The sequence below is a fragment of the Bacillus sp. F56 genome (assembly GCF_001748205.1).
Taxonomy (GTDB): domain Bacteria; phylum Bacillota; class Bacilli; order Bacillales; family Bacillaceae; genus Bacillus; species Bacillus stercoris.
Map to the genome: position 1 here is coordinate 316015 of NZ_BDFC01000005.1, position 19780 is coordinate 335794.

A 19780-nucleotide genomic window follows, 5' to 3' on the forward strand; every position below is an offset into this window, starting at 1 on the left:
ATTTATGACCTCCTCCTTTCTCGGTTCGGCCGGATTCGTTTGTGTGCTGTCTCTTTCATATCAGCAACCTCATAATCATCAAGTGCATACCAAATGGCAGAAAGCGTATGCGGGTCAATCGTGAATTCATCCTCTATCAGAGCCCCATTTTTATCTTTAGCATACGTCAGCGTTTTGAGCTCATAGATGACATTTTCACAGCGGTCCGAACAGAAGATTTTTTTGAACCGTTTTACCTTTTTGGTATATTGAAGCCTCGAGCCGGGAAATTTTCTGGCTCCAACCATCCGAAAGCCCTGCTGGCGGAAATATTGGATGCTTTTCGGCTCAGCCGAGTCGGCTTTGATCAATTCCTGTGTATCGATAAACTCACGAAGCTCCTCAGCCGTCCTGTCATCTGTCATTTTGTTTTGATAATACTCCCAATAAATGTAGAGATATTTTTTTTCAGGATCGACAGCAAGCCGGACGACGGCATTATAGGATTCCTCGAATCCAAAATCCATGCCTGTACGAAAAATCGGCTTGCTGATGGCTGCGATAGATTCATTTACTTGATCATGCGGGAGCACCTCGAACTGCGGCAGCACCCTGATCCCATTGACGCCGAATCGTCCTTTGCGGGCAACCCGGTACAGGTCGGGATCATACTCTTTGAGTCCGTCAAGCTGTTTCACATAGCTTTCCGGGAGAAAAAGATTGTCGTTAGCGGTGGAATGGTGATAATACGTATCACCCTTCACAATCGTCCGCTTTTCATAAAGCTCGCTGTCGTCCAGCACAAACCGTTTATTGCGTTCATCTCGAAAAAAATGCCGGTACGTCCAATTGGAGGTGCCGACGGGATTGGTGGTACAGATCATATGAAGCTTCAGCTCAGGATGGCGAAGACGTCCGATTAATTCCTTGAATCCCTCATACTTCACCTCTGAGCACTCTTCAATCCATATTAATGAAATGTTATGAACCGATTTTAATTTTGCCGGATTGTCCATGCCTTTGAACATGATCCGGCTGCCATTTTGAAATCGCAGCTGCAGCGGGGAAGAAAGGGCTGCCACAGCTTTTGTCAGACCGAGCTCTTCAATCACCTCTTGAAACAAGGCGAAGGTCGAATCCCGATGGGTATCAAACACCTCGCGGATGACAAGGGCCGTCCGTTTTTCCTTCAGCAGCTTTAACACGATTTTCAATGCGGTATGATAGCTTTTGGATGAGCCGTAGCCGCCGACGAGAAACTGGTACGTCTGCTCCCAATTGAACACGTAATCTTCGAAATGTGGGTTGATTTCCTTTACAATCATGACTTGCGCTCTTTTCGTTTGATCATAATTTCAATCGGCTCTTGGCTGTCATCTGTTTTCTCCGCTTTTTGTTTGGCAAGCTTCAATTTCTCATTTTCAATTTTTTGTTTAAATTGATCTGGAAACAAATCAAAATATAAGGATAGCTTCTCAAGCGCCTTCATTTTATCTGCAAGCTTGATGGCAATGCCTTCTTTGCCAAGCTTTGCTTCCGTCACGATGGTGCCGTCAACGAGCCCGGAGTCTTTGACATCGACAAAGCTGATTTCCTTCATAATCGGATTATCATCTTCATCAAACAGCGGACCCGATTTCCCGACAGCCTGGACCTCTTTTTTTCCAAAGGTCACATAGTCCGTAATATCCGCAAACGCGATCTTGATATAAACCTGCAGCACATCCATTGCTTCAATAAACATCTCGTTGACCATTTCTTTTTTTATGCGTCTGATTTCAGCAGCGACCTTTTCATTTTTTAAGAGCCGGCTCCCCGTCACATGAGCGCTGTCCGGAGAATAGCCCGCTTTGATTGCTGACTGCGTGGCATTGAAGCTTTTGACGTAATACAGGCAAAACAGCCGCTGGCGTTCATTTAATTCATCGTTGTCTATCCGGCGCTGTGTTTGTTCGTTTTTGGACGCAGAAAACAGGGCCTCTTTCCATTTGTCTTGTTTTTTCCAGACGCCGATTGTTTTCGCGGAAACGCCGATGGTGTCCGCGATCGCCCGATTTGTGATCTTTCCTTGATGTTGTTGATAGATTGCTAATGCTTGTTCGCGCTGTTGTGTTTTCATGCTACGGCATCACCGCCACCTCCAGCATGGTTGTTTATTCATAAAAGCGGCTGATTATCCCAGCCGCTTATGTGTCATGCTCTATTCACTTATAGGTGGCAAACGTATGACAAGCTTTCATGCAAGTGATCGATTCAATTCTTCCTGCTGTCTTTGCATCTTTCCAATCGCCCGTTTGATCGTCGTTTGCACTGTCGATTTTTTTACGCCGAGAAGATCAGCGATCCGTTCATAAGAAAAACATTCTACCTTGTGCAGCAAAAACATTTCTTTTTCTCTGTCCGTTAACAGGGCTAATGCTGCTTGAATTCTCTCTCTGTCTTCTTCTGATACCTGTCCGTCCGGCTCAAACATCATAGCGCTGGAAAATGATTCAATGATTCTCGGATCCTTAATCATGAGCCGCTGGTACGCATCACGCCGGTCAATCGCCCGTCTGATACCGGGCTGTCTTCCTTTTTCAAGCCATTCTGTTACATATTCAAGATCAGTAATTATATTTCTGATAATTTTTTTATCCTTCAGCTCTTCAGCTGAGAGCACGGATTCATCTGCCTCAGCGAGCGGTTTATATTGTGTTCTTGTTTGTTTGAGCGTGCGTTTATATTCAAATAGCAAGTCTTGCATTCTATGATCCTCCTCATTTTTGGAAATAAAAAACGGACACCAATCAACGCACAAATGCTGTGCAGTTGATCAGTGTCCGCAGGCTTTCCGTCTTGGACGTATTCTGTTTTCGCTTTAATTTAATTTGTAGCCGATTTCAAATTCCACACGGGCAAGGTCGCCCTTTCTTGTTTCAACGAGCGTTTTTCCATGCTCCGGCGCTTCTGTAATCCATGCTTCTTGCTTGATCCCATCCACAATAATGACACGGATTTTTCCGTCTTCCAGCTGGCTCCCCAGCGTGATGGAATCAATATGCAGCAGTTTTTTAGGATGAATCATGTTTCTTTTCCTCCCTTTTTCGGTGCAGCGCTTGCTTCGGCTTTTTCTAACAGCTGAATGATGCGCTCCTTTGAATGAACAGAATTTCCCTTCAGAAAATCAAGAGCTGCTTTAGACGCTTCCAGCAGTTCAGGCGCAGCGGCCATCAAAGCGGCATTGCTTTTTTGCGAATAAGAGCTGAGGTCAAATACAGCGGCAATCAGCCGCCCGTTTGAATACGGAAATCTTTCTTTTTCTTCTTCACTGTAAGCTGAATAAATATAGATTGGTTTTGTATCCCCGCACGGGACAGCATGCCACGGCGCAGGGCTTTTCTCTGTCTGTTTTGTTTTTTCCAACACTTTCACTTCCCGTCATCCTTATACCATTGTTCAATGTTTTTTTCTGTTCGCTTTGCCCGAAACAGCAAAGCGATCAGGGCAGTCAGCTGTTTAATCACGGACATTCAGCCTCGATTTTCCCGCTGTCAGCATTTGCTCCAGCTTTTGAATGACAGGCGTTAAATCAGTGCCGGACCGGCAGTTCGGACATGGATGAAAAACGACTCCAATCCCTGTATGCTCCACAATGACTTTCTTTGTCTGACAAAGCTTGCACATTATCTGACGCCCTCCAATCTATGGTTCAGCTCGTAGGCTGCCCCTTTGATAATCACTAAATAGTCACTGCACATTTCGTAGATTCTCGTGCCGAGCGCTTCATCGATCCGTACAAGTGCTTCAATTGTCAGCTCGCTCGAAAGCAAAATCGGTTTATGATTTAAGTAGCGGTAGTTGAGTACCGAATACATTTGCTCTAATTGCCAATCTGTAGCGCGGGGTTTGCCGTTAACCGGTTTAAACAGATCATCTATGAACAGCACATCCGCTTGCTTCATCCGGTTCAGCTTTGCTTCTAATAGGTCAAAGTCATTTTTCAGATCGGTAAAGCCCTCCACAAACGGAAAATAAATGACAGGCACATAGCAAGTTCTCATTAATTCATTGGCAGCGGCGGTCAATAGGTGCGTTTTCCCTGAACCGGGCTGTCCTAGAAGGGCAATGCTGTTTTTCCGGCAATCCTTAATTTGTCCATAATCCGCCACATACTCTTTAGTACATTCAAACGCGTCTTTTATGGCCTGCGGCTTTCCCTCCGTGCGGAATTCCTTGAAGCCCAGCTGTCTGAAAGCGTGAGTAATCTCACTTGCCCCCAGCAGCCGCTTCACTTTCCGTTCTGCCATGCAGCTGCACATCGTCCAGACTTCCAGGCCATTCTGCCTGACGAGATAACCTCCCTGATCCTTGCAGCGCAGGCAATCATACCGGCCTGCGTCTAATTCGGCCGGTTTGTCCGCCAGTAATGGACGTCTCCCTCTTCTCAGCTCGTCTAAAATCTGTTCGATTGTTCGTTTTGTCATGTTTTTTCATCCTCTCATGCTGAATTGCAACATTCTTTTTGGCTTGCTGCGCGTTAAATCGGTCTTCAATGAATTTCGAGCAGTAGCCAAAGGCCTTGATTGTTTCTGAAGCGGAAGTCCGCCGATTTTCAAAAGCTTGAAAGCATTCCTCAAGCCATTTGATTGTTTGCGTGACAGGAACGCCGATAGCAACAATGCGGGCGATGGCTTGATAATCTCTTGAGGAAGGATACACGGTGCGTCCTTCTTGAGCCGACCGTAATTGTGTAAACCGCTTCGCAATGTGATCCACTGCCTCATCAGCAGCAGTATATTTGTTTGTTTTATCTTTATCTGTGCGGTCGCTTGTGTCCGGTGTCTGCGGCGAAAATGGCCGTTCTTTTATACTCCGGTGCACCATTTTGTCCGATCTGAAGGTGAATTTTTTGGAATGCTTGACCGAAATCACCAGTCCGTATGGCGCACGGACTGCCTTTATGTACTCATGGGTTTCGAGAAGCTCTAGCCACCTTCTGACGGTTTTTTCACTTACACCGAAGACTGCCGCCATTTCTCTCGCTTTTAATGGCTTATGGCCGAGTACGATGCCCCAGCTTACGCCGTCTTTTTCGATTTCTTTTGTTGTTGAGCTGATAAACCAGAGAAACAGCCATAGTGCCGGTCCAATTTTGTCATAATGTTCTGAATTCAATAGTCCTGAATACATCGGAAAAGGATAGCTTTTATCGTTTTTCATTGTACGCCGCTTCTCCTTTTAACATCATGTATGCTTGAAACTGCTCTTGCGTTTCAAAGTGGAACACCGGAAGGCCGCATGCCGTAAACGAAATGGTGCCGCCGGATTGTCCGAGATGGCGCTGATCTATGGGATTTTCACTAAAAACAATTTGGATTGGATACATGTGATCACTCTCCTGATTTGTTTTTGATACATTTCGTATCAACTGTTACCAAGTATAAACGATACAATCTGTATCATCAAGTTATTTTTGATACTTTTTTTATCATAACTTTATTTTGATACATATTGTATCTATAATTATAAGTAACTTAGGGAGTTTAAAAAAGAGAGGTCATAGTATGATAGGCGGCAGATTGAAAAGTCTCAGAGGGAAAAGGACACAGGAAGAAATCGCATCACACATCGGTGTGTCACGGGCACGATATTCCCATTACGAAAACGGGCGAAGCGAACCTGATTACGACACACTCCAAAAGCTGGCTGATTACTTTCAAGTAACGACTGATTACTTATTAACGGGTAAAGACAAAAAATCCGACGACGATATGTTCTCAGATCCGGACCTGCAGCTTGCGTACCGTGATATGCAGGATTTTTCCCCAGAAAGCAAACAGCAGGCCATCGAATTTATCAACTATTTAAAAGAAAAAGAGAAAAACCGCAAACCGAAAAATAAATAAATCGTTCTCTGTTCTCTAAAACATATAAAAAGTAGACCGATATAAAGAAAAAGTGTTTATTTTTTAAAGAAAAGGGAAAAATTTCTACACCACTTTCCAGTCCTATACGGGCTTTTCTTTCTCGCTAAAAACAGAACACACGTTCGAAAGGGAGTATTCAATTGGGCGATTACTTATCACATCTGGAGGAATACGTTAAAAATTTGTACACCCGTCTGGGTATCACATCCCCTCATCACATTGACATGCTGAAAATCGCAAAGGACCTGGATATTTGGGTGCATTTTGAGGATATGGGGAGCATGATGGTGAAATACGACGGCATGTACAGTATCGTATTGAACCAAAAAAAGTCACGGGAAGAGCAATGGGAGGATTTTGGCCATGAGCTGTGCCACGTGTTAAAGCATGCAGGCAATCATTTTCAGATGAACAAGCTTTTCAGAGAACTACAGGAATTTCAGGCGAATCAATTTATGTACCACTTCTGTGTGCCAACCTTTATGCTGTTGCAGATGGAACTGCCGCAATGGAGAAGCCAGGCACTCGCCACAATTTCGGCGGTATTCCGGGTAACAAAGGAATTTGCTGAAAAAAGGCTTGACATGTTTGAACGGCGTAAAGCAGGTATTCAATTTCAGAAGCGGCTCGCTTATTTATTAGCTCACAAGCGGCCAAATGCGTACGAGGAAAGCGATCAGCAGCACTTGCAAGTCGCAGAGGAAAAAGCGTTCTATCATGTCGGCAAAAACATCTGATCCAAAAGGGCTGGGGACATTTATCCTCAGCCCGGCAGAGATATTAATATTTTGACATCGGTGGAATGGTATTCTGCAGCCACATTGGCGCCGGTTTAAGATGAGGCGCAGATGCGAACGCAATCGGAGCCGGGATATACCTGAATTCACCCCGGCCATCAAAGGCTTCCCCATGTGCCCATCTTCCTTGTGAGCTTTCATCCCCCCTGGAAAAGTTAAACAGATCATAGGAGACTTCCTGCTTTTCGAGCTCACGCGGAAACGTCGTCGGGACGACAATATCCCGTTCTCTTTCCTCCAGCTCTTTAATGGCCGCATACCACATATTTTGATGATAAGTATCCCTTGCAATCAAAAATGACAGCATATCTCTTACCCCTGGATCATCGGTCATGGCATAAAGACGTGTCACCTGAAGGCGCCCTTGGGATTCCGCATTTAAGTTGGCGCGAAAATCTGCGAGCAAATTTCCGCTTGAAATAATATATTTGGCATTCCATGGATATCCTTCGCTGTCAGCCGCCATCGCGCCTAAACCTGCGACAATCGCATGCTGCGGGTTCATTCCGGACAACACCGCTGCCACAGTAGGATCACTTTTATAAGCATTTTCCTGCACATCAGCCGGTGCATTGTCCAAAAGCCTGGAGATCATCGTCGCAAGCATTTCCACATGCCCGATCTCTTCTGTACCGACATCATAAAGCAAATCTTTATATTTCGCATCTGCACGGCAGTTAAAACCCTGAAACAAATATTGCATCATAACACTGATCTCACCGTATTGGCCGCCCAGCACCTCTTGAAGCTTTTTCGCATAAACCGGATCGGGATGAGCTGGCTTTGCTTGATATTGAAGCTCTTTTATATGATAAAACATGAATCATTCCTCCCTACACTTTCGCACACCCCCAGCGTATGAAGGAATGGGCCGACCGTGCAGGTCCCGTCTGGTTTTATTTATAAAAGCCAAGTTTGACGGCTTCCACATATCGATCAAACAAATCGTTTTGTATGTAGCTTTTATCACGGCAACCAAAATTGCAGAACAGCACGTTTCTTTGTGCAGTGCTCACCTCCAATTGGAGCCCCATTTCTCTCTTCGTCCGATTGACAATATTGTTTGGATGTACACCTGCCAGCCGATCTTTCTCACTAGTGAGTTCGGCGCTGAAACCCGCTTCATTCAGACGCTCACAAATGAGCTTGGCTTTTTTGCGATCCGTCCCGCCAACCAATGTTTTTGGGATGTTTGGATCATAATACCCGTGAAACGCTAATGCGTAATCGTGGGCATTCACTTTTTCTAAAGCCAACGGCTCATCAAAACGAATGCTAGTGAGATGCAAAGAACGATTGTTTCGCTGTTTTACACCTTCAAACAAGTAAATGGAACATCGATCGGAAAATGCCCGCACCAGTTCACTGACACCAGGCTCAATTCTGCCGCCGTGGGGACCGAGGACGATAAGTTCACTTCCGTTTTTTTCTTCATAAATAATCCGGTACTCCGATTCAGAAGCAGAAAGGGCCGCAAAGCTGTCATACCGATCTTTCATTTTGAACGCCCTCCTTTTCCAGTCAGCATCAGTTTACTCTACTCTTCTATGAATGAAAACCTTTTTATAGTATGATTTGATAGAATACAGACAGGAGGTATATGATGGGATTTATTGATGGTTTACTAGGCAATGCGTCAACACTGTCAACGGCTGCTGTGAAAGAAGAGCTTGCTCATATTTTACTAGAGGGTGAGAAGGTTGAAGCCGCGTTTAAGCTGGTTCGCGATTTGATTGTCTTTACTGACAAGCGGCTTATTCTTGTAGATAAGCAGGGAATCACAGGCAAGAAAACGGAATTTCAATCAATTCCGTACAAAAGCATTTCCAGATTCAGCGTGGAAACTGCCGGCCGCTTTGATCTTGATTCAGAGCTGAAAATTTGGATCTCTGGCGCGGAACTTCCCGCCGTCTCAAAGCAGTTTAAAAAAGATGAAAGCATTTATGATATTCAAAAGGTGCTTGCCGCTGTTTGTATGTAAGATGAGTGACGGAAGCTGTGAAGCTTCCGTCATTTCATTACAGCTTTTCCTCTAGCTTCGCTTTCGTCTTCGGACCGTAAATCCCATCAGCCGTTAAACCGCTGACAGACTGAAAACGTTTGACTGCATTAGCTGTTTTCGGGCCATAGACGCCGTCAACGCCGTGATTTTTCGCTCCTTTATCAGGATAAAAATAAAGGGCGGCTAAAGCGTCCTGCACCTGCTTCACTTTTGTTCCTTTCGTCAGCGGGCTTGTCACTTTCATCACCCCGGATGGGAGCGGATATGAGGATGCGGCATGGCTTTTAGAAGCAGATGCCGTCTGAGGCAGTTTGATCACTTGTCCGACTTTAATGTAATTTGGGTCAGTGATATGATTGATGCTTTGCAGCGTTTTTACACTGACTCCGTGGGATGCGGCAATCCCTGACAGTGTATCGCCTTTTTTTACATGATATTCAGACGCCGAAGAAGTGACTGCTGCCTTTTTCGCTGATACGCTCCCATTTAATTCCTTTTCAATTGCCGCCTTCACTTGGTCCCAGCGCCCCTCTGATAAAATGCGGTGCGGGCAGTACTTTCCGTTCCAGTCTTGATGCTTTCTCACCCGATCGATTCCCCAGCCGCGCTCCTTCAAAAGCTGTGCGACAAATGAAATCGCTAAGGCTTCAGCTGCCTCATACTTTGGACCTCCCGATTTGCTGTAGCAAATCTCAACGCCAATTGATTTGCGGTTCCCCGGACCGTTTGTGCCGTCACCTGTGTGCCAGGCGTTTCGGTCAAGCGGCAGACCTTGAATGACCTCTTTATCATCGACCGCAAAGTGAAAGCTTGTCGAGCTTGTGTTCCCGATCATATAGCTGATTTCATTGGCTGCTGATGCATCGTTTGCCGTGTTGTGGATGGTAATGTATTCAGCGGACATTGCATTCGGACACTTCAATGCGTATTTCGCCTCAGAAACCAAATTTTTCTTTACTGGAATGCTCACCTATCATCTCTCCTTTTCTTTTTTCATAAATAGGTGGCATTCGTAGGACGAAAAGCTCATATCATCTATCACTGCTATATGGTTAAATGTGTTAAACTAAATTTCAATGGGAGGGCTGAATATGCATACATACTTAATGCTCACAATGAGAACGGAGAAATTTAATCAGAAGCATGTGGCTGGGCACTATGAATTTCTGGACCGCTTACAGTCAGAAAAGCGCTTAAAAATGTTTGGGCCATTCAAAGACGCCACAGGCGGAGCATATGTCATCGAAGCAGATTCGCTGGAAGAGGCAGCGGAAATCGGGCATGCAGATCCGCTGGTGGCAAGCGGATCTTCTGAGCTGACGATAAAAGAATGGAAGCTGAAATAAAAAAGACCCCTAAGGGTCTTTTTTTATGCATCATGTTTGATTGCGTGCCGCAATATGAAATGTTTTCCCCTCTGTGTTTGCTGTGTCATCTGCATGAACCATCACCTGAGTAAAACTGAACCCGACCGCAACGAGCAACAAACCTGACATCCATTTAGATTTCATATAAACAATCTCCTCTCTGGATTTGTTTTTGTGCGTGCACCATTTTCTCGTAAAATGACAGTGCTTTTTCGGGCTGTCCGTTTTCTATATAGAATTGGGCAGCATCATGCGCCAGCTCTTCAATATAAGGATACAGCATATGTTCTTCAAGAAATTGAAAGGTATGTGAGACTGATTCTGTGTCAATGTTTTTTCCGTATAACGCATGTAAAAATTGAAAAAGCTCCACAAATAATTCATCATTGTATTGACGGGCGATTTCCAATCCTTCATGATACTTTTTTTGCGCTTCGGCGTCATTTTTTTGTTTATACAGAACTTGTGTTAAAGAGTAGATAGAATGCGGAAGATTATCGAACTTTTCCGACTTGCAAATAGAAACAGATTTCTCAAAGTATTCGGCTGCCTTTTGCAGTTCACCCATTTTCTCATAGCAGTTTCCGAGATTATATAGGGCGGAACTGATCAGGCGGGGATTGCCTTCTTTCTTTGCAAGATCTAAAGCCAGTTCTAAGTGGGGCAATGCTCTTTCTGGATACTGCATATCATCATAATTACCTGCAATAACGAATTCACATTGGATTCTGCGGACGGTGTACGTTTCATACATTTGGTATGTTTCTAATGCCTGAACGGCGTAGCTCATCGAAACATAGGTTTGTTTTAAATTATAAAAAATCTCAGCCATTTTAAAAGCAAACTCGGCTTTCTCAATATCATCCGAGACGAGGGCAAGATTCTTTTCTGCCCGTTTATAATACATCATGGCACTGACAAACATCTTCTGCTTAAATTCATACATTCCTCGAAAAAAATTAAAGTAATATTCGAGAAGCCCTGTCAGCTTGTACTGATTCCCTTCGATGTCTTCTAATAATTCTGAAAACTCCAGCTGCGACGTGTCCTCTCCAAAAGGCTTAATGTAATCCAGCATGACACGATGCCTGAACTCCATTAAAGAATAATACAGCAGCAAATCTTGGTCTTCTTCCATATCCTCAATTTCTCTTTCTACTTCGAGCTTGACCCGTTCGGCTTCAGCGACGTGGAACTGCCGGATATGAGTATACCATTCATTAATTTTAAGCCCGACATAAGAGGACGGAATCGTCTGCTTCATCCTCAATTAATCCCCCCTTTTGAATTACCCGAGATATGTCATATTTTATCATATTTACAAGAAAAAGAAGAACGCAAAATAACCGCAATTGTCGAATTTCGGCTAACCGCAACAAAAAAGCGCGGGTTTTTCAAAAACCCGTGCTTTCTTTTAGTGAAAACCGACTTTGTTTCTTTCCATCCAGCTTCCCTGCCGGCTTTTTCTTTGCTCTCCTGTCATGTCTTTCACCATGGTTTCAATATGATGATTCCCTTCTTGGTGCCATTGAAGCGCTGAAGATACATATAATTCTCCCAGCTGTGCAAAGGAAAAGCCTTCTGTAAGCTTTGCGGCGTTTTTTATTTCTTCTTCACTCAAAAAGATGTCAAAGCCTCTCATTTTCATATATTCCAGCCGCAGCTCTTCATCCGGAAGCCCGATTTCATAGGCACGGTCAAATCGTCCTGCACGATTCATCAAACCTGGATCGATCTCTTCGGGATAGTTTGTCGTGCCGATGAGAAATAGCCCCTCTTTTGATGTCGCGCCGTCCAACGTATTGAGAAAAAAGGATCGCACATCTTCCGGCATCGAATCTATATCCTCGATGACGAGAACTGCAGGAGCGAGGCGTCTCGCTGCCTGAAAGACTTCTTCTATTGTCTCGCTCGACGTAAATTCAGTAATTTGCCAATAGGCAACAGGTGCATCGATACTGCCTGCGATCGACTTCACTAATGTCGTCTTTCCGTTTCCAGGAGGTCCATATAACAGAATGCCGCGCTTATAAGGGATGTCATACGTTTGATAAAACGATTTATCACTATGAAAAAACTGATCAATTGATCTGTATATCTCTTTTTTCAATAGCGGATTCATGATTACCTGACTCCGCTGAACCTCTCTGACAATGGCTTCCTGCTCTCTAGAAGTCCCTCCATCTCCATCCGTAAAAACGGTCACTTTCCGCTTGCTTTTTTCCCAGAGACGCGGTCTGACTCCCTCCAGAAATGCACGCATCTTTTCATCGTTAACCGCAAACAGACAATCGAAACTCATGATGCTCCCATCTTGAAAATAAGGAATTCTGGCAAAAGCAACTCCCTTTTCAGGATACGCGTATACACTGTTTCTTATAGACTTATGGACGGTATAATCCGGTTCTTTTTCATCTTCATCGTAAGCAAAGGTTTTCTTTTCAAGCTTTTCAAATATATATGCCACATGCTCAGGCTTCAATGAACCGCTGCGGACATCTTCTACAAGAAGCTCCCAGTATTCCGTGTTCGGGTCATCACTGGCATAGAGCTCATAGAATACGCCGTATTGATCATAAAGCGTTTCTTCAATCCGTGTGATAAGGTAACCGAAAGTGCCGTAGCCCGCTGCAGCTCTTTCATTCTCTTTTTCTTCGTACTGATAAATGAAAGGTATGGTTGTCATGTTTATACTCCATTTCATATTTTGTGAACGTTATATATACGATTGACATAGCATTTTGTTTCATCCCACAGCATATTACTTGTGAATTCGTAACCGTTGATATAGGATTTCATTGCACCATTTATTTTTACATATGGAGGAGATCATAATGAGCCAATCCAATCAAATTGTCAGCCATTTTTTATCCCATCGAAACGTGACGAATGAGCTTGCTGAAAAAATCAGCCAAGACCATTACAGCTACAAACCGGCAGAAACATCAATGTCAGCGGAAGAATTGGTCAAACACATTCTTACGTCGTTCCACTTGTTCGCAAATGTCATTAAAGAAGGCAATGCTTCACCTTTTCAAAACAAGCAGGAAGAAACAGAAACTGATCTCAATGTTCTGGCAAAAACATATACGGACAAAACGGTCGCTATCCTTGAACAGCTGACTGAAGAACAGCTGGACAGAGAAATTGATCTGACATCCGCTTTCGGCAGAAAAGTCACAGGCCGCGCGCTGCTTCAGCTTGCAATGGAACATGAAATTCACCATAAAGGCAACCTGTTCGTTTATGTGCGGGAAATGGGCCACACAGAGCTTCCTTTCTATCAGCAGCGCATGTAGCGTACGAAAAAAAGATACCTGTTAAAAGGTATCTTTTTTTGTGCTTCCGCCTCACTTCCCGGTTTCGACCAGACACTCATCATAGGGCAAATGAATAAAGATATGGAGCATACCAAAATTTCAAACAGCTAACGTGCAAAAATTCAAAAAATTTAATTGATTAACGTGACCTAATCATATATAATCTGATAAAAATAGTCGGGTTTTCAGGAGGCCTTTATCATGAGTGTAAGCATCATATTGATGGGTTTGTTTGTCGGAGCCTTAGTCGGATTGACGGGTGTGGGCGGAGCCGCCTTATTGACTCCCCTTTTAATTGTGCTTGGAATTAACCCTTCCATCGCGGTCGGTACGGATCTTGTATATAACTCGATCACAAAGCTGTTTGGCGTTGCCTCCCATTGGCGGCAGAAAACGATTAACTTTCAATTGGTAAAATACTTAGCCATCGGCAGTATTCCGAGTGCCTCGCTAGCCATTGGCATCTTGCATTTGTTCCCCGCCTTCCACCAGCATCAGGAAGAAATTATTAAGCACGCTCTAGGATATGTGTTAACGCTGGTTGCCATCTCAATCATCGTTCGTTTGTTTTTGGATAGAAAGCTTCGTCCCAATCGCTGGCAGCTGATGCCGCTTGAAAATAAGCGGGCGCTGACGATTCTTATTGGTGTTGTGTTTGGGTTTATCGTCGGCTTAACATCAATCGGTTCCGGCTCATTATTTGCAATCGCCATGATTTACTTATTTAACATGAAAGCGTCTCAGATTGTCGGAACCGATATCGCGCATGCTTTTCTTCTCGTTACGGCAGCAGGCATTTTGAACGCAAGCTTCGGAAGCGTGGATTACATGCTGGCAGCTAATCTGCTCATTGGTTCAATTCCTGGCGTGCTGATCGGAAGCCATCTTTCGCCTCGATTCTCCCCGCGTCCGCTGCAATTTATTATGGCGTCCATTATTTTAGTCAGCGGTTTAAAATTGATTTAATGAAGAAGGCTATCCGCTTGAAGGATAGCCTTCTCTTATTATAGCGTTACACCCGATTTGAAAATGGCGAGCTCTCTGAAATCATTTTTTTCATGGTTCACAAGCTGGCCGCTTGTCACCTCAATCATATAGTGGATAAACTCCCGCAGCACATACTCCTCATGAACATCATCCTCCGCTAAAAGGCCTGCGTTAAAATCAATCCAATGCGGCTTCGCCTCATACAGCTCGGTGTTTGTTGCTACCTTCACGGTCGGGACAAAGGTGCCAAACGGCGTGCCTCTCCCCGTTGTAAAGAGGACAATTTGGCAGCCGGCCGCCGCCAATGCGGAGGAAGCGATTAAATCATTGCCCGGCGCGCTCAAAAGCGTCAGCCCTTTTGTCTTGAGTACTTCCCCGTATTTCAGGACATCCGTGACAGGAGAAATCCCCGCTTTTTGCGTACAGCCCAGCGATTTATCCTCAAGTGTAGAAATGCCGCCCGCTTTGTTGCCCGGTGAAGGATTTTCATACACCGGCTGATCATGTTTGATAAAATATTGTTTAAAATCATTGATTAATTGGACTATCTTATGAAACACTTCTTCATTGGCAGCCCGCTGCATCAGGATGGTTTCTGCACCGAACATTTCCGGAACTTCCGTCAGCACCGTGCTCCCTCCCTGTGCAATGAGATAATCTGAAAAACGGCCAAGCAGCGGGTTTGCGGTTATGCCGGAAAAACCATCCGAACCTCCGCACTTCAGTCCGATCTTCAGTTCGGACAGCGGAATGTCTTCTCTCGTATCCCCTTTGGCCGCTTCATGTATTTCCTTTAGCAAAGCAACGCCTGCCTCCATTTCGTCGGTCACCGACTGGGATTCGAGGAATTTCACTCGATTCAGATTTACATCCTGGAGTGCTTCCTTCATTTTTGCCAGTTCATTGTTTTCACACCCTAGCCCTAGCACCAAGACACCGCCGGCATTTGGATGGCGAATGGCGTTCAGCAGGATTTGCTTCGTATTTTCGTGATCATCGCCAAGCTGCGAGCATCCGTATTGATGTTTCAGCACGAGTACGTTATCAAATGGAGCGATATCTCCCGTTTCTCTGACAAAACGCTGCAGCATTTTTTCTGCAATTCCATTGACGCAGCCGACAGTTGGCACAATCCACAATTCATTGCGTACACCCGCATCACCGTTTTCTCTTCTAAAACCTTTAAACGTCCGGTTCTCATTAGAATACGGATTTTCATCAAATCTCGGTGTATAGCTGTATGATTGGATATCTGACAGGTTTGTTTTCGTATTATGGACATGAATATGCTCTCCAATCGAAATATCTTGTGATGCATGCCCAATTGGAAACCCGTATTTAATGATGCTGTCGTTTTCTTTAATAGACTGCAATGCAATCTTGTGGCCTCTTTTTATATCATCCTTTACTTCAATCGACACGCCGTCCGCATGCAGCCGCTCTCCCTTTTGGATATCCCGTAAAGCAAGAAGGACATTATCTTGCTTATGAATCTTTATAAACGACTTCAACCTACCTCTCCCCTTTGTATGCAGTATTGTTCAAGAGCCCGCTGCATGCCCAGCTCATGAATATGATTCAAGTAATCAGCGACTCTCTCAGTCAGCCTCGGTATCTCGTTGAGATCTGCCTCCCACAGCCGCTGTTCGCCTAACACTCTTGATGCAATCCGAAGCATGTCTCCATCCTCCTGGCTCCAAACCTCTTTGAAAAATTGAAGAACTGCCGGATCATCCTGCAATGACTCGTATCCCTGATAAAAATACAGAAGAGCGCTGAAAGAAAACACCAAGCGTTCAGGGAGCTGTCTCTTTTGTTCAGCATATTCCTTAAGAGTCGGCAGGTTTCTCGTTTTGAATTTGGAAACAGAATTCAATGCAATGCTTTCCAGATAATGCTTCATATACGGGTTTTTAAAACGGTTCAGCACATCGGCAGCATACTGAGAAAGACCTTCCAGTTTTAAAACAGGAAGAATTTCATCATTGATCAGCTCTCTAATAAACCGCCCCACTTCCGGATGCTCGACAGCATCCCGAACAGTTTTTAAGCCGTACAACAATGCCACTGGCGTCATTGCTGTGTGAGCGCCATTTAAAATTCTTACTTTTTTTGTCCGATACGGGATGAGGTCGCTGACGATTTTTGTACTGAGCCCTGCAGCCGCAAAGGGAATTTCTTTTCCAATCCAATCCGGCCCCTCGATAACCCATAAATAATACTGCTCTCCCACAACTATCAGTTCATCTTGATAGCCCAGTTCTGCCGTGATCTCATCAATGCTGTCGATCGGAAAACCCGGGACAATCCGGTCTACTAAACTATTACAAAATGTATTGGCCTCATGAATCCACTGTGTAAATCCTTTCTCCAGCTTCCACTGATGTGCATAATGAAGAACCGTTTCCTTCAGCTTTTCGCCGTTCTTCTCGATCAGCTCACATGGGATTAGGACACACCCTTTTGTCTGATCTCCTTTAAAAGCCTGATAGCGGAAGTAGAGAAATGCAGTTAATTTCCCAGGGAATGTTTTTGGCGGCCTATCCTCTAAACGATCTTTTTCATCACATACGATCCCGGCCTCCGTCGTGTTGGAGATGATAAACCGCAGCTCTTCGCTTGATGCCAATTCTTTGTATGCCTCATAATCAGAAAACAGGTCAATTCCTCGGCTGATTGAGTTGATAATCATATGCTCGTTTACCGATTCTCCGTCTTTCATTCCCTGTAAAAAGAGCGTATATAGCCCATCTTGCTGATTTAATCGTTTGATTTTTTCTGAGCCTCTTGGCTGGACAACTGCCACGCTCCCATTAAAATCAGTGTGTTGATTCAATTGATCAATCTGCCAATCGACAAATCCCCGAAGAAAGTTTCCTTCTCCGAATTGGAGAATTTTTTCTGGATACTGAGTATAGTGATCGTACACATGTTTATTCAGCTTCTGCATCCTTATTGCCTCCCTCTCCTTTTATGCACACGTTAACATTTTTCTGTGTAAAGAATGCCCGCTGAAAAACGGGGCATCACGTTGTCAATCGTCTGACTGAATCACGCACGATGAATTCTGTGTTTTCCAAGATTTTCTCCGCTTTTGTTTCCGGCTCGCTGATCAGCGACAATAGTTTTTGCGCGCCGAGCACGCTGATTTTCTCCACTGGGCGCTTTACTGTTGAAAGCCTTGGCGTGATGTATTGTGAAAACCCAATATCATCAAACCCGATTACCGAAATATCATCAGGTACGCGCAGGCCCTTTGCGAATATCGCATTCATCGCTCCGATTGCCATGTCATCATTCGAACAAAAGACAGCGGTTGGAAGATTCGGCAGCGCCAGCAGCCGCTCCATCGCTTGAAAGCCGCTTTCCATATCGTACTGTCCTTTGACACTGTATTCATGCTTGATTGGAATATGATGTTGAATCAGTGCGGATAAGTAGCCTTCCTTTCGCTGCTGGGAGGATTTAAAGCCTTCCATCCCCTCGATGATAGCGATGTTTTGATGTCCGTTCTTAATAAAGTATTCTACAGCTTCCTGGGAGCCCTCCTTGTCATTGGATAAAATATTCGTGATGGTGCGGTCATCAATATCACGATTCAGCACGACAAGCGGAATGTTTTTTTCTCGTATATGGTAAATGAAAGAATTATCAATATCACTTTGGCTCATTAAAATGATGCCGTCATACCTCATCGGTGTAACGGAGTCATAGTTTTTCAGATCATCAATGCCGCGCACATAGAGATTGTAATCCTCACTTATGGCTTGATTGACGCCTTTGATTGTGTCTGCAAAGAAGCTGTGTGAGGTTCCGTTTGTGATGCTTGTAAAGAAAAGCCCGATCGTATGTGACTTTTGCATCGCCAGGCTTTTCGCATTTACATTTGGTGTATAGTTGAGCTTCTCTGCGAGCTCTACTATTTTTTTCTTCGTATGCTCTTTGATGTAAGGGCTATTGTTGAGTGCTCTGGAAACGGTTGTGTGGGATACGTTAGCGAGTTTTGCGATATCTTTTATGGTTACCATCTAATTCCCTTCCTTATCATACCGGCTGCGATTATTTACTGTATATTGTATCATCAAACATACCGCCTCTCCCACTATATTTCCAGATTAATAAGACACCGGATTCTCAGCTTCTGTTCCTGTTGGTTTGCCGATGATCGGACGGACAAAACGAATTACAGCAAGTGACGCGAAGACAGCTAACCCTCCGGCAAGCAAAAACGCTCCAGAAAACGTGCCCGTTTGGTCAACAATAAAGCCGGTTAAAGCCGGGCCGATAATTCCTGCTGTGTTGGCGAGGAAATGCATGAAGCCGCCAACAGAACCGACATTGTTTTGATCAACCACATCTTGAATCACAGCCCAATAGATAGCACCTGTTAAATATAGAAAAAATACTGACAAAGCGACCAGTGTGACAGCGCCCGCAGTCGTTCCCACCAGCCCGGCAAAACCAATTAGGACAGCTGATGAAAACAAACACGTGACAAGCACAACCTTGCGTGAGAACAGCACGCCTTTTCGGGCTGTTTTTTTGTACACATAGTCAGAAACAAATCCTCCTGCAGCAAGCCCGATAAAGCCTAAAACCCACGGTATGACCGTGATAACACTCATCGATTCAACACTTAAGCCCCGCTCTTCGACAAGATAGCTTGGAAACCACGTCAAAAAGAAGAAGAGGATGTAGTTGTAAGCGAAAAAAGCGAACGCCGTGAACAGGACCGTTTTTTGCTTCAGATAAAAGGTGAGCGGAATTTTTTCTCTAGGAGACGTTTCTGCTTTGATTACCTGTGCTTCCTTCACCCTCTCTGACGGCTTTTCTTTGACAAACTTGAACCAGAGCACTGCCCATATCAAACCAATGATCATAATGAGAACGAAGGATAGCTTCCAGCTGAACGCCACTGCAATCATGCCGACAATCGGACCGGAAATGGCTCCTCCGAGCGGGGTGCCGCTGTTGGTTACACCGATAACGGACGCCCGCTGGGTCGGCGGGAACCAGTTATTCACCATCTTGTTGATGGTCGCAGACAGCGGGCCTTCTCCCATTCCAAAGAGGATACGGATAATCAGCAGGCTGACAAAACCAAAAGCGAGGGCGACTGCTCCGCTAAACAGCGACCAAACGACCATCGCGACAAATAGGGTCAGTTTTGCCCCGTAGCGGTCGGATGCCACGCCCCCAAGAAAGTTAAAAATGGCATAACCAATCGAAAAACTGCTGAAAATCAAACCCATTTGCGTGGCTGACAATGTGAGATCATCCTGAATAAAAGGAGCTGCAATGGAAAGCGCCGAGCGATCCAGGTAATTAATCACCCCTGCCAGGAACAAAAAAAGGATAATGGGAAGCTTATCTTTTGAAAACATCTCAACCTCACCCCTATGTTGGCTCAGTTTCTGTT

At 44.6% G+C, this 19780-nt stretch carries 25 protein-coding genes; 6 read left to right on the top strand and 19 right to left on the bottom strand.

Annotated elements, in window-relative coordinates:
• Window positions 1–2: 2 nt before the first annotated feature.
• The 9 genes from BFW96_RS06185 to BFW96_RS06230 form a co-directional block, all read right to left on the bottom strand.
• Window positions 3–1304: a PBSX family phage terminase large subunit gene (locus BFW96_RS06185; protein ID WP_040083375.1), complete on the bottom strand. Its 1302-nt coding sequence runs from the start codon at window positions 1302–1304 to the stop codon at window positions 3–5.
• A complete protein-coding gene (gene xtmA / locus BFW96_RS06190; protein ID WP_014663642.1) occupies window positions 1301–2098 on the bottom strand; it encodes a phage terminase small subunit in 798 nt (265 codons plus the stop codon). The genes BFW96_RS06185 and xtmA overlap by 4 nt, the downstream gene beginning before the upstream one ends.
• Before the next feature lie 117 nt (window positions 2099–2215).
• Window positions 2216–2725, bottom strand: coding sequence for a sigma-70 family RNA polymerase sigma factor (locus BFW96_RS06195; protein ID WP_014663641.1), 510 nt, complete (start codon window positions 2723–2725; stop codon window positions 2216–2218).
• 114 nt (window positions 2726–2839) lie between these two features.
• Window positions 2840–3046, bottom strand: a complete 207-nt coding sequence (gene xtrA, locus BFW96_RS06200; protein WP_040083377.1) for a phage-like element PBSX protein XtrA — start codon at window positions 3044–3046, stop codon at window positions 2840–2842.
• A complete protein-coding gene (locus BFW96_RS06205; RefSeq protein ID WP_069149434.1) occupies window positions 3043–3393 on the bottom strand; it encodes a phage portal protein in 351 nt (116 codons plus the stop codon). Before BFW96_RS06205 ends, xtrA begins: the two co-directional genes overlap by 4 nt.
• Before the next feature lie 84 nt (window positions 3394–3477).
• Window positions 3478–3645: a hypothetical protein gene (locus BFW96_RS06215; protein WP_069838935.1), complete on the bottom strand. Its 168-nt coding sequence runs from the start codon at window positions 3643–3645 to the stop codon at window positions 3478–3480.
• Window positions 3645–4445, bottom strand: coding sequence for an ATP-binding protein (locus BFW96_RS06220; RefSeq protein WP_083252812.1), 801 nt, complete (start codon window positions 4443–4445; stop codon window positions 3645–3647). Before BFW96_RS06220 ends, BFW96_RS06215 begins: the two co-directional genes overlap by 1 nt.
• Window positions 4345–5181 carry a phage portal protein gene (locus BFW96_RS06225; RefSeq protein WP_069838936.1) on the bottom strand — a complete coding sequence of 279 codons (837 nt, stop codon included), beginning with the start codon at window positions 5179–5181 and terminating at the stop codon, window positions 4345–4347. Before BFW96_RS06225 ends, BFW96_RS06220 begins: the two co-directional genes overlap by 101 nt.
• Window positions 5168–5347 carry a hypothetical protein gene (locus tag BFW96_RS06230; protein ID WP_003232712.1) on the bottom strand — a complete coding sequence of 60 codons (180 nt, stop codon included), beginning with the start codon at window positions 5345–5347 and terminating at the stop codon, window positions 5168–5170. The genes BFW96_RS06225 and BFW96_RS06230 overlap by 14 nt, the downstream gene beginning before the upstream one ends.
• 178 nt (window positions 5348–5525) lie before the next feature.
• Here BFW96_RS06230 and xre point away from each other — a divergent pair, with 178 nt between their 5' ends.
• Window positions 5526–5867 carry an HTH-type transcriptional regulator Xre gene (gene xre, locus BFW96_RS06235; protein ID WP_003232719.1) on the top strand — a complete coding sequence of 114 codons (342 nt, stop codon included), beginning with the start codon at window positions 5526–5528 and terminating at the stop codon, window positions 5865–5867.
• Window positions 5868–6028: 161 nt separating this feature from the next.
• On the top strand, window positions 6029–6625 hold the full coding sequence (locus tag BFW96_RS06240; protein WP_069838937.1) for an ImmA/IrrE family metallo-endopeptidase: 597 nt from the start codon (window positions 6029–6031) through the stop codon (window positions 6623–6625).
• Between the two features lie 43 nt (window positions 6626–6668).
• On the opposite strand, the gene BFW96_RS06245 is transcribed toward BFW96_RS06240, so the two are convergent.
• On the bottom strand, window positions 6669–7505 hold the full coding sequence (locus tag BFW96_RS06245) for a manganese catalase (RefSeq protein WP_069838938.1): 837 nt from the start codon (window positions 7503–7505) through the stop codon (window positions 6669–6671).
• 76 nt (window positions 7506–7581) lie between these two features.
• The gene (locus BFW96_RS06250; RefSeq protein WP_014663630.1) at window positions 7582–8184 is read right to left on the bottom strand and encodes a poly-gamma-glutamate hydrolase family protein; all 603 of its coding nucleotides are present in this window, start codon (window positions 8182–8184) and stop codon (window positions 7582–7584) included.
• A 104-nt stretch (window positions 8185–8288) separates the two neighbouring features.
• Here BFW96_RS06250 and BFW96_RS06255 point away from each other — a divergent pair, with 104 nt between their 5' ends.
• Window positions 8289–8666 carry a PH domain-containing protein gene (locus tag BFW96_RS06255; protein WP_014479546.1) on the top strand — a complete coding sequence of 126 codons (378 nt, stop codon included), beginning with the start codon at window positions 8289–8291 and terminating at the stop codon, window positions 8664–8666.
• A gap of 37 nt (window positions 8667–8703) precedes the next feature.
• Here BFW96_RS06255 and BFW96_RS06260 read toward each other — a convergent pair whose 3' ends face one another.
• Window positions 8704–9657, bottom strand: coding sequence for an N-acetylmuramoyl-L-alanine amidase (locus BFW96_RS06260; RefSeq protein WP_069838939.1), 954 nt, complete (start codon window positions 9655–9657; stop codon window positions 8704–8706).
• A 121-nt stretch (window positions 9658–9778) separates the two neighbouring features.
• Between BFW96_RS06260 and BFW96_RS06265 the strand changes: the two genes are divergently transcribed.
• Window positions 9779–10033, top strand: a complete 255-nt coding sequence (locus BFW96_RS06265) for a YciI family protein (protein ID WP_069838940.1) — start codon at window positions 9779–9781, stop codon at window positions 10031–10033.
• A 30-nt stretch (window positions 10034–10063) separates the two neighbouring features.
• Here the strand turns inward: BFW96_RS06265 and phrA are convergent, their stop codons facing one another.
• The 3 genes from phrA to yjoB all read right to left on the bottom strand — a co-directional run bounded on the left by phrA (window position 10064) and on the right by yjoB (window position 12740).
• Window positions 10064–10198: a phosphatase RapA inhibitor PhrA gene (gene phrA, locus BFW96_RS06270; protein ID WP_014663627.1), complete on the bottom strand. Its 135-nt coding sequence runs from the start codon at window positions 10196–10198 to the stop codon at window positions 10064–10066.
• A complete protein-coding gene (rapA, locus tag BFW96_RS06275) occupies window positions 10188–11324 on the bottom strand; it encodes a response regulator aspartate phosphatase RapA (protein WP_080487980.1) in 1137 nt (378 codons plus the stop codon). Before rapA ends, phrA begins: the two co-directional genes overlap by 11 nt.
• Before the next feature lie 144 nt (window positions 11325–11468).
• The gene (yjoB, locus tag BFW96_RS06280) at window positions 11469–12740 is read right to left on the bottom strand and encodes an ATPase YjoB (protein ID WP_069838942.1); all 1272 of its coding nucleotides are present in this window, start codon (window positions 12738–12740) and stop codon (window positions 11469–11471) included.
• Window positions 12741–12888: 148 nt separating this feature from the next.
• Here yjoB and BFW96_RS06285 point away from each other — a divergent pair, with 148 nt between their 5' ends.
• Window positions 12889–13353, top strand: coding sequence for a DinB family protein (locus tag BFW96_RS06285; protein WP_014663624.1), 465 nt, complete (start codon window positions 12889–12891; stop codon window positions 13351–13353).
• Between the two features lie 222 nt (window positions 13354–13575).
• A complete protein-coding gene (locus BFW96_RS06290) occupies window positions 13576–14340 on the top strand; it encodes a sulfite exporter TauE/SafE family protein (protein ID WP_014663623.1) in 765 nt (254 codons plus the stop codon).
• A 38-nt stretch (window positions 14341–14378) separates the two neighbouring features.
• Here the strand turns inward: BFW96_RS06290 and BFW96_RS06295 are convergent, their stop codons facing one another.
• From BFW96_RS06295 to BFW96_RS06310, 4 genes are all read right to left on the bottom strand, one after another.
• Window positions 14379–15872 (bottom strand): UxaA family hydrolase, encoded by a 1494-nt coding sequence (locus BFW96_RS06295; RefSeq protein WP_069838943.1) that lies wholly within the window; start codon window positions 15870–15872, stop codon window positions 14379–14381.
• Window positions 15869–17311, bottom strand: coding sequence for a tagaturonate reductase (locus tag BFW96_RS06300; RefSeq protein ID WP_069838944.1), 1443 nt, complete (start codon window positions 17309–17311; stop codon window positions 15869–15871). The genes BFW96_RS06295 and BFW96_RS06300 overlap by 4 nt, the downstream gene beginning before the upstream one ends.
• A 76-nt stretch (window positions 17312–17387) precedes the next feature.
• Entirely contained in the window at window positions 17388–18389 is a 1002-nt protein-coding gene (locus BFW96_RS06305) for a LacI family DNA-binding transcriptional regulator (protein ID WP_069838945.1), read from the bottom strand.
• Between the two features lie 87 nt (window positions 18390–18476).
• Window positions 18477–19745 carry an MFS transporter gene (locus tag BFW96_RS06310; RefSeq protein WP_069838946.1) on the bottom strand — a complete coding sequence of 423 codons (1269 nt, stop codon included), beginning with the start codon at window positions 19743–19745 and terminating at the stop codon, window positions 18477–18479.
• Window positions 19746–19780: the final 35 nt, after the last annotated feature.

Coding starts and splice junctions, on each gene's coding strand:
- BFW96_RS06185 (WP_040083375.1), bottom strand. CDS start 1,304: ATGATTGTAAAGGAAATCAACCCACATTTCGAAGATTACGTGTTCAAT.
- xtmA (WP_014663642.1), bottom strand. CDS start 2,098: ATGAAAACACAACAGCGCGAACAAGCATTAGCAATCTATCAACAACAT.
- BFW96_RS06195 (WP_014663641.1), bottom strand. CDS start 2,725: ATGCAAGACTTGCTATTTGAATATAAACGCACGCTCAAACAAACAAGA.
- xtrA (WP_040083377.1), bottom strand. CDS start 3,046: ATGATTCATCCTAAAAAACTGCTGCATATTGATTCCATCACGCTGGGG.
- BFW96_RS06215 (WP_069838935.1), bottom strand. CDS start 3,645: ATGTGCAAGCTTTGTCAGACAAAGAAAGTCATTGTGGAGCATACAGGG.
- BFW96_RS06220 (WP_083252812.1), bottom strand. CDS start 4,445: ATGACAAAACGAACAATCGAACAGATTTTAGACGAGCTGAGAAGAGGG.
- BFW96_RS06225 (WP_069838936.1), bottom strand. CDS start 5,181: ATGAAAAACGATAAAAGCTATCCTTTTCCGATGTATTCAGGACTATTG.
- BFW96_RS06230 (WP_003232712.1), bottom strand. CDS start 5,347: ATGTATCCAATCCAAATTGTTTTTAGTGAAAATCCCATAGATCAGCGC.
- xre (WP_003232719.1), top strand. CDS start 5,526: ATGATAGGCGGCAGATTGAAAAGTCTCAGAGGGAAAAGGACACAGGAA.
- BFW96_RS06245 (WP_069838938.1), bottom strand. CDS start 7,505: ATGTTTTATCATATAAAAGAGCTTCAATATCAAGCAAAGCCAGCTCAT.
- BFW96_RS06250 (WP_014663630.1), bottom strand. CDS start 8,184: ATGAAAGATCGGTATGACAGCTTTGCGGCCCTTTCTGCTTCTGAATCG.
- BFW96_RS06255 (WP_014479546.1), top strand. CDS start 8,289: ATGGGATTTATTGATGGTTTACTAGGCAATGCGTCAACACTGTCAACG.
- BFW96_RS06265 (WP_069838940.1), top strand. CDS start 9,779: ATGCATACATACTTAATGCTCACAATGAGAACGGAGAAATTTAATCAG.
- phrA (WP_014663627.1), bottom strand. CDS start 10,198: ATGAAATCTAAATGGATGTCAGGTTTGTTGCTCGTTGCGGTCGGGTTC.
- yjoB (WP_069838942.1), bottom strand. CDS start 12,740: ATGACAACCATACCTTTCATTTATCAGTACGAAGAAAAAGAGAATGAA.
- BFW96_RS06285 (WP_014663624.1), top strand. CDS start 12,889: ATGAGCCAATCCAATCAAATTGTCAGCCATTTTTTATCCCATCGAAAC.
- BFW96_RS06290 (WP_014663623.1), top strand. CDS start 13,576: ATGAGTGTAAGCATCATATTGATGGGTTTGTTTGTCGGAGCCTTAGTC.
- BFW96_RS06300 (WP_069838944.1), bottom strand. CDS start 17,311: ATGCAGAAGCTGAATAAACATGTGTACGATCACTATACTCAGTATCCA.
- BFW96_RS06305 (WP_069838945.1), bottom strand. CDS start 18,389: ATGGTAACCATAAAAGATATCGCAAAACTCGCTAACGTATCCCACACA.
- BFW96_RS06310 (WP_069838946.1), bottom strand. CDS start 19,745: ATGTTTTCAAAAGATAAGCTTCCCATTATCCTTTTTTTGTTCCTGGCA.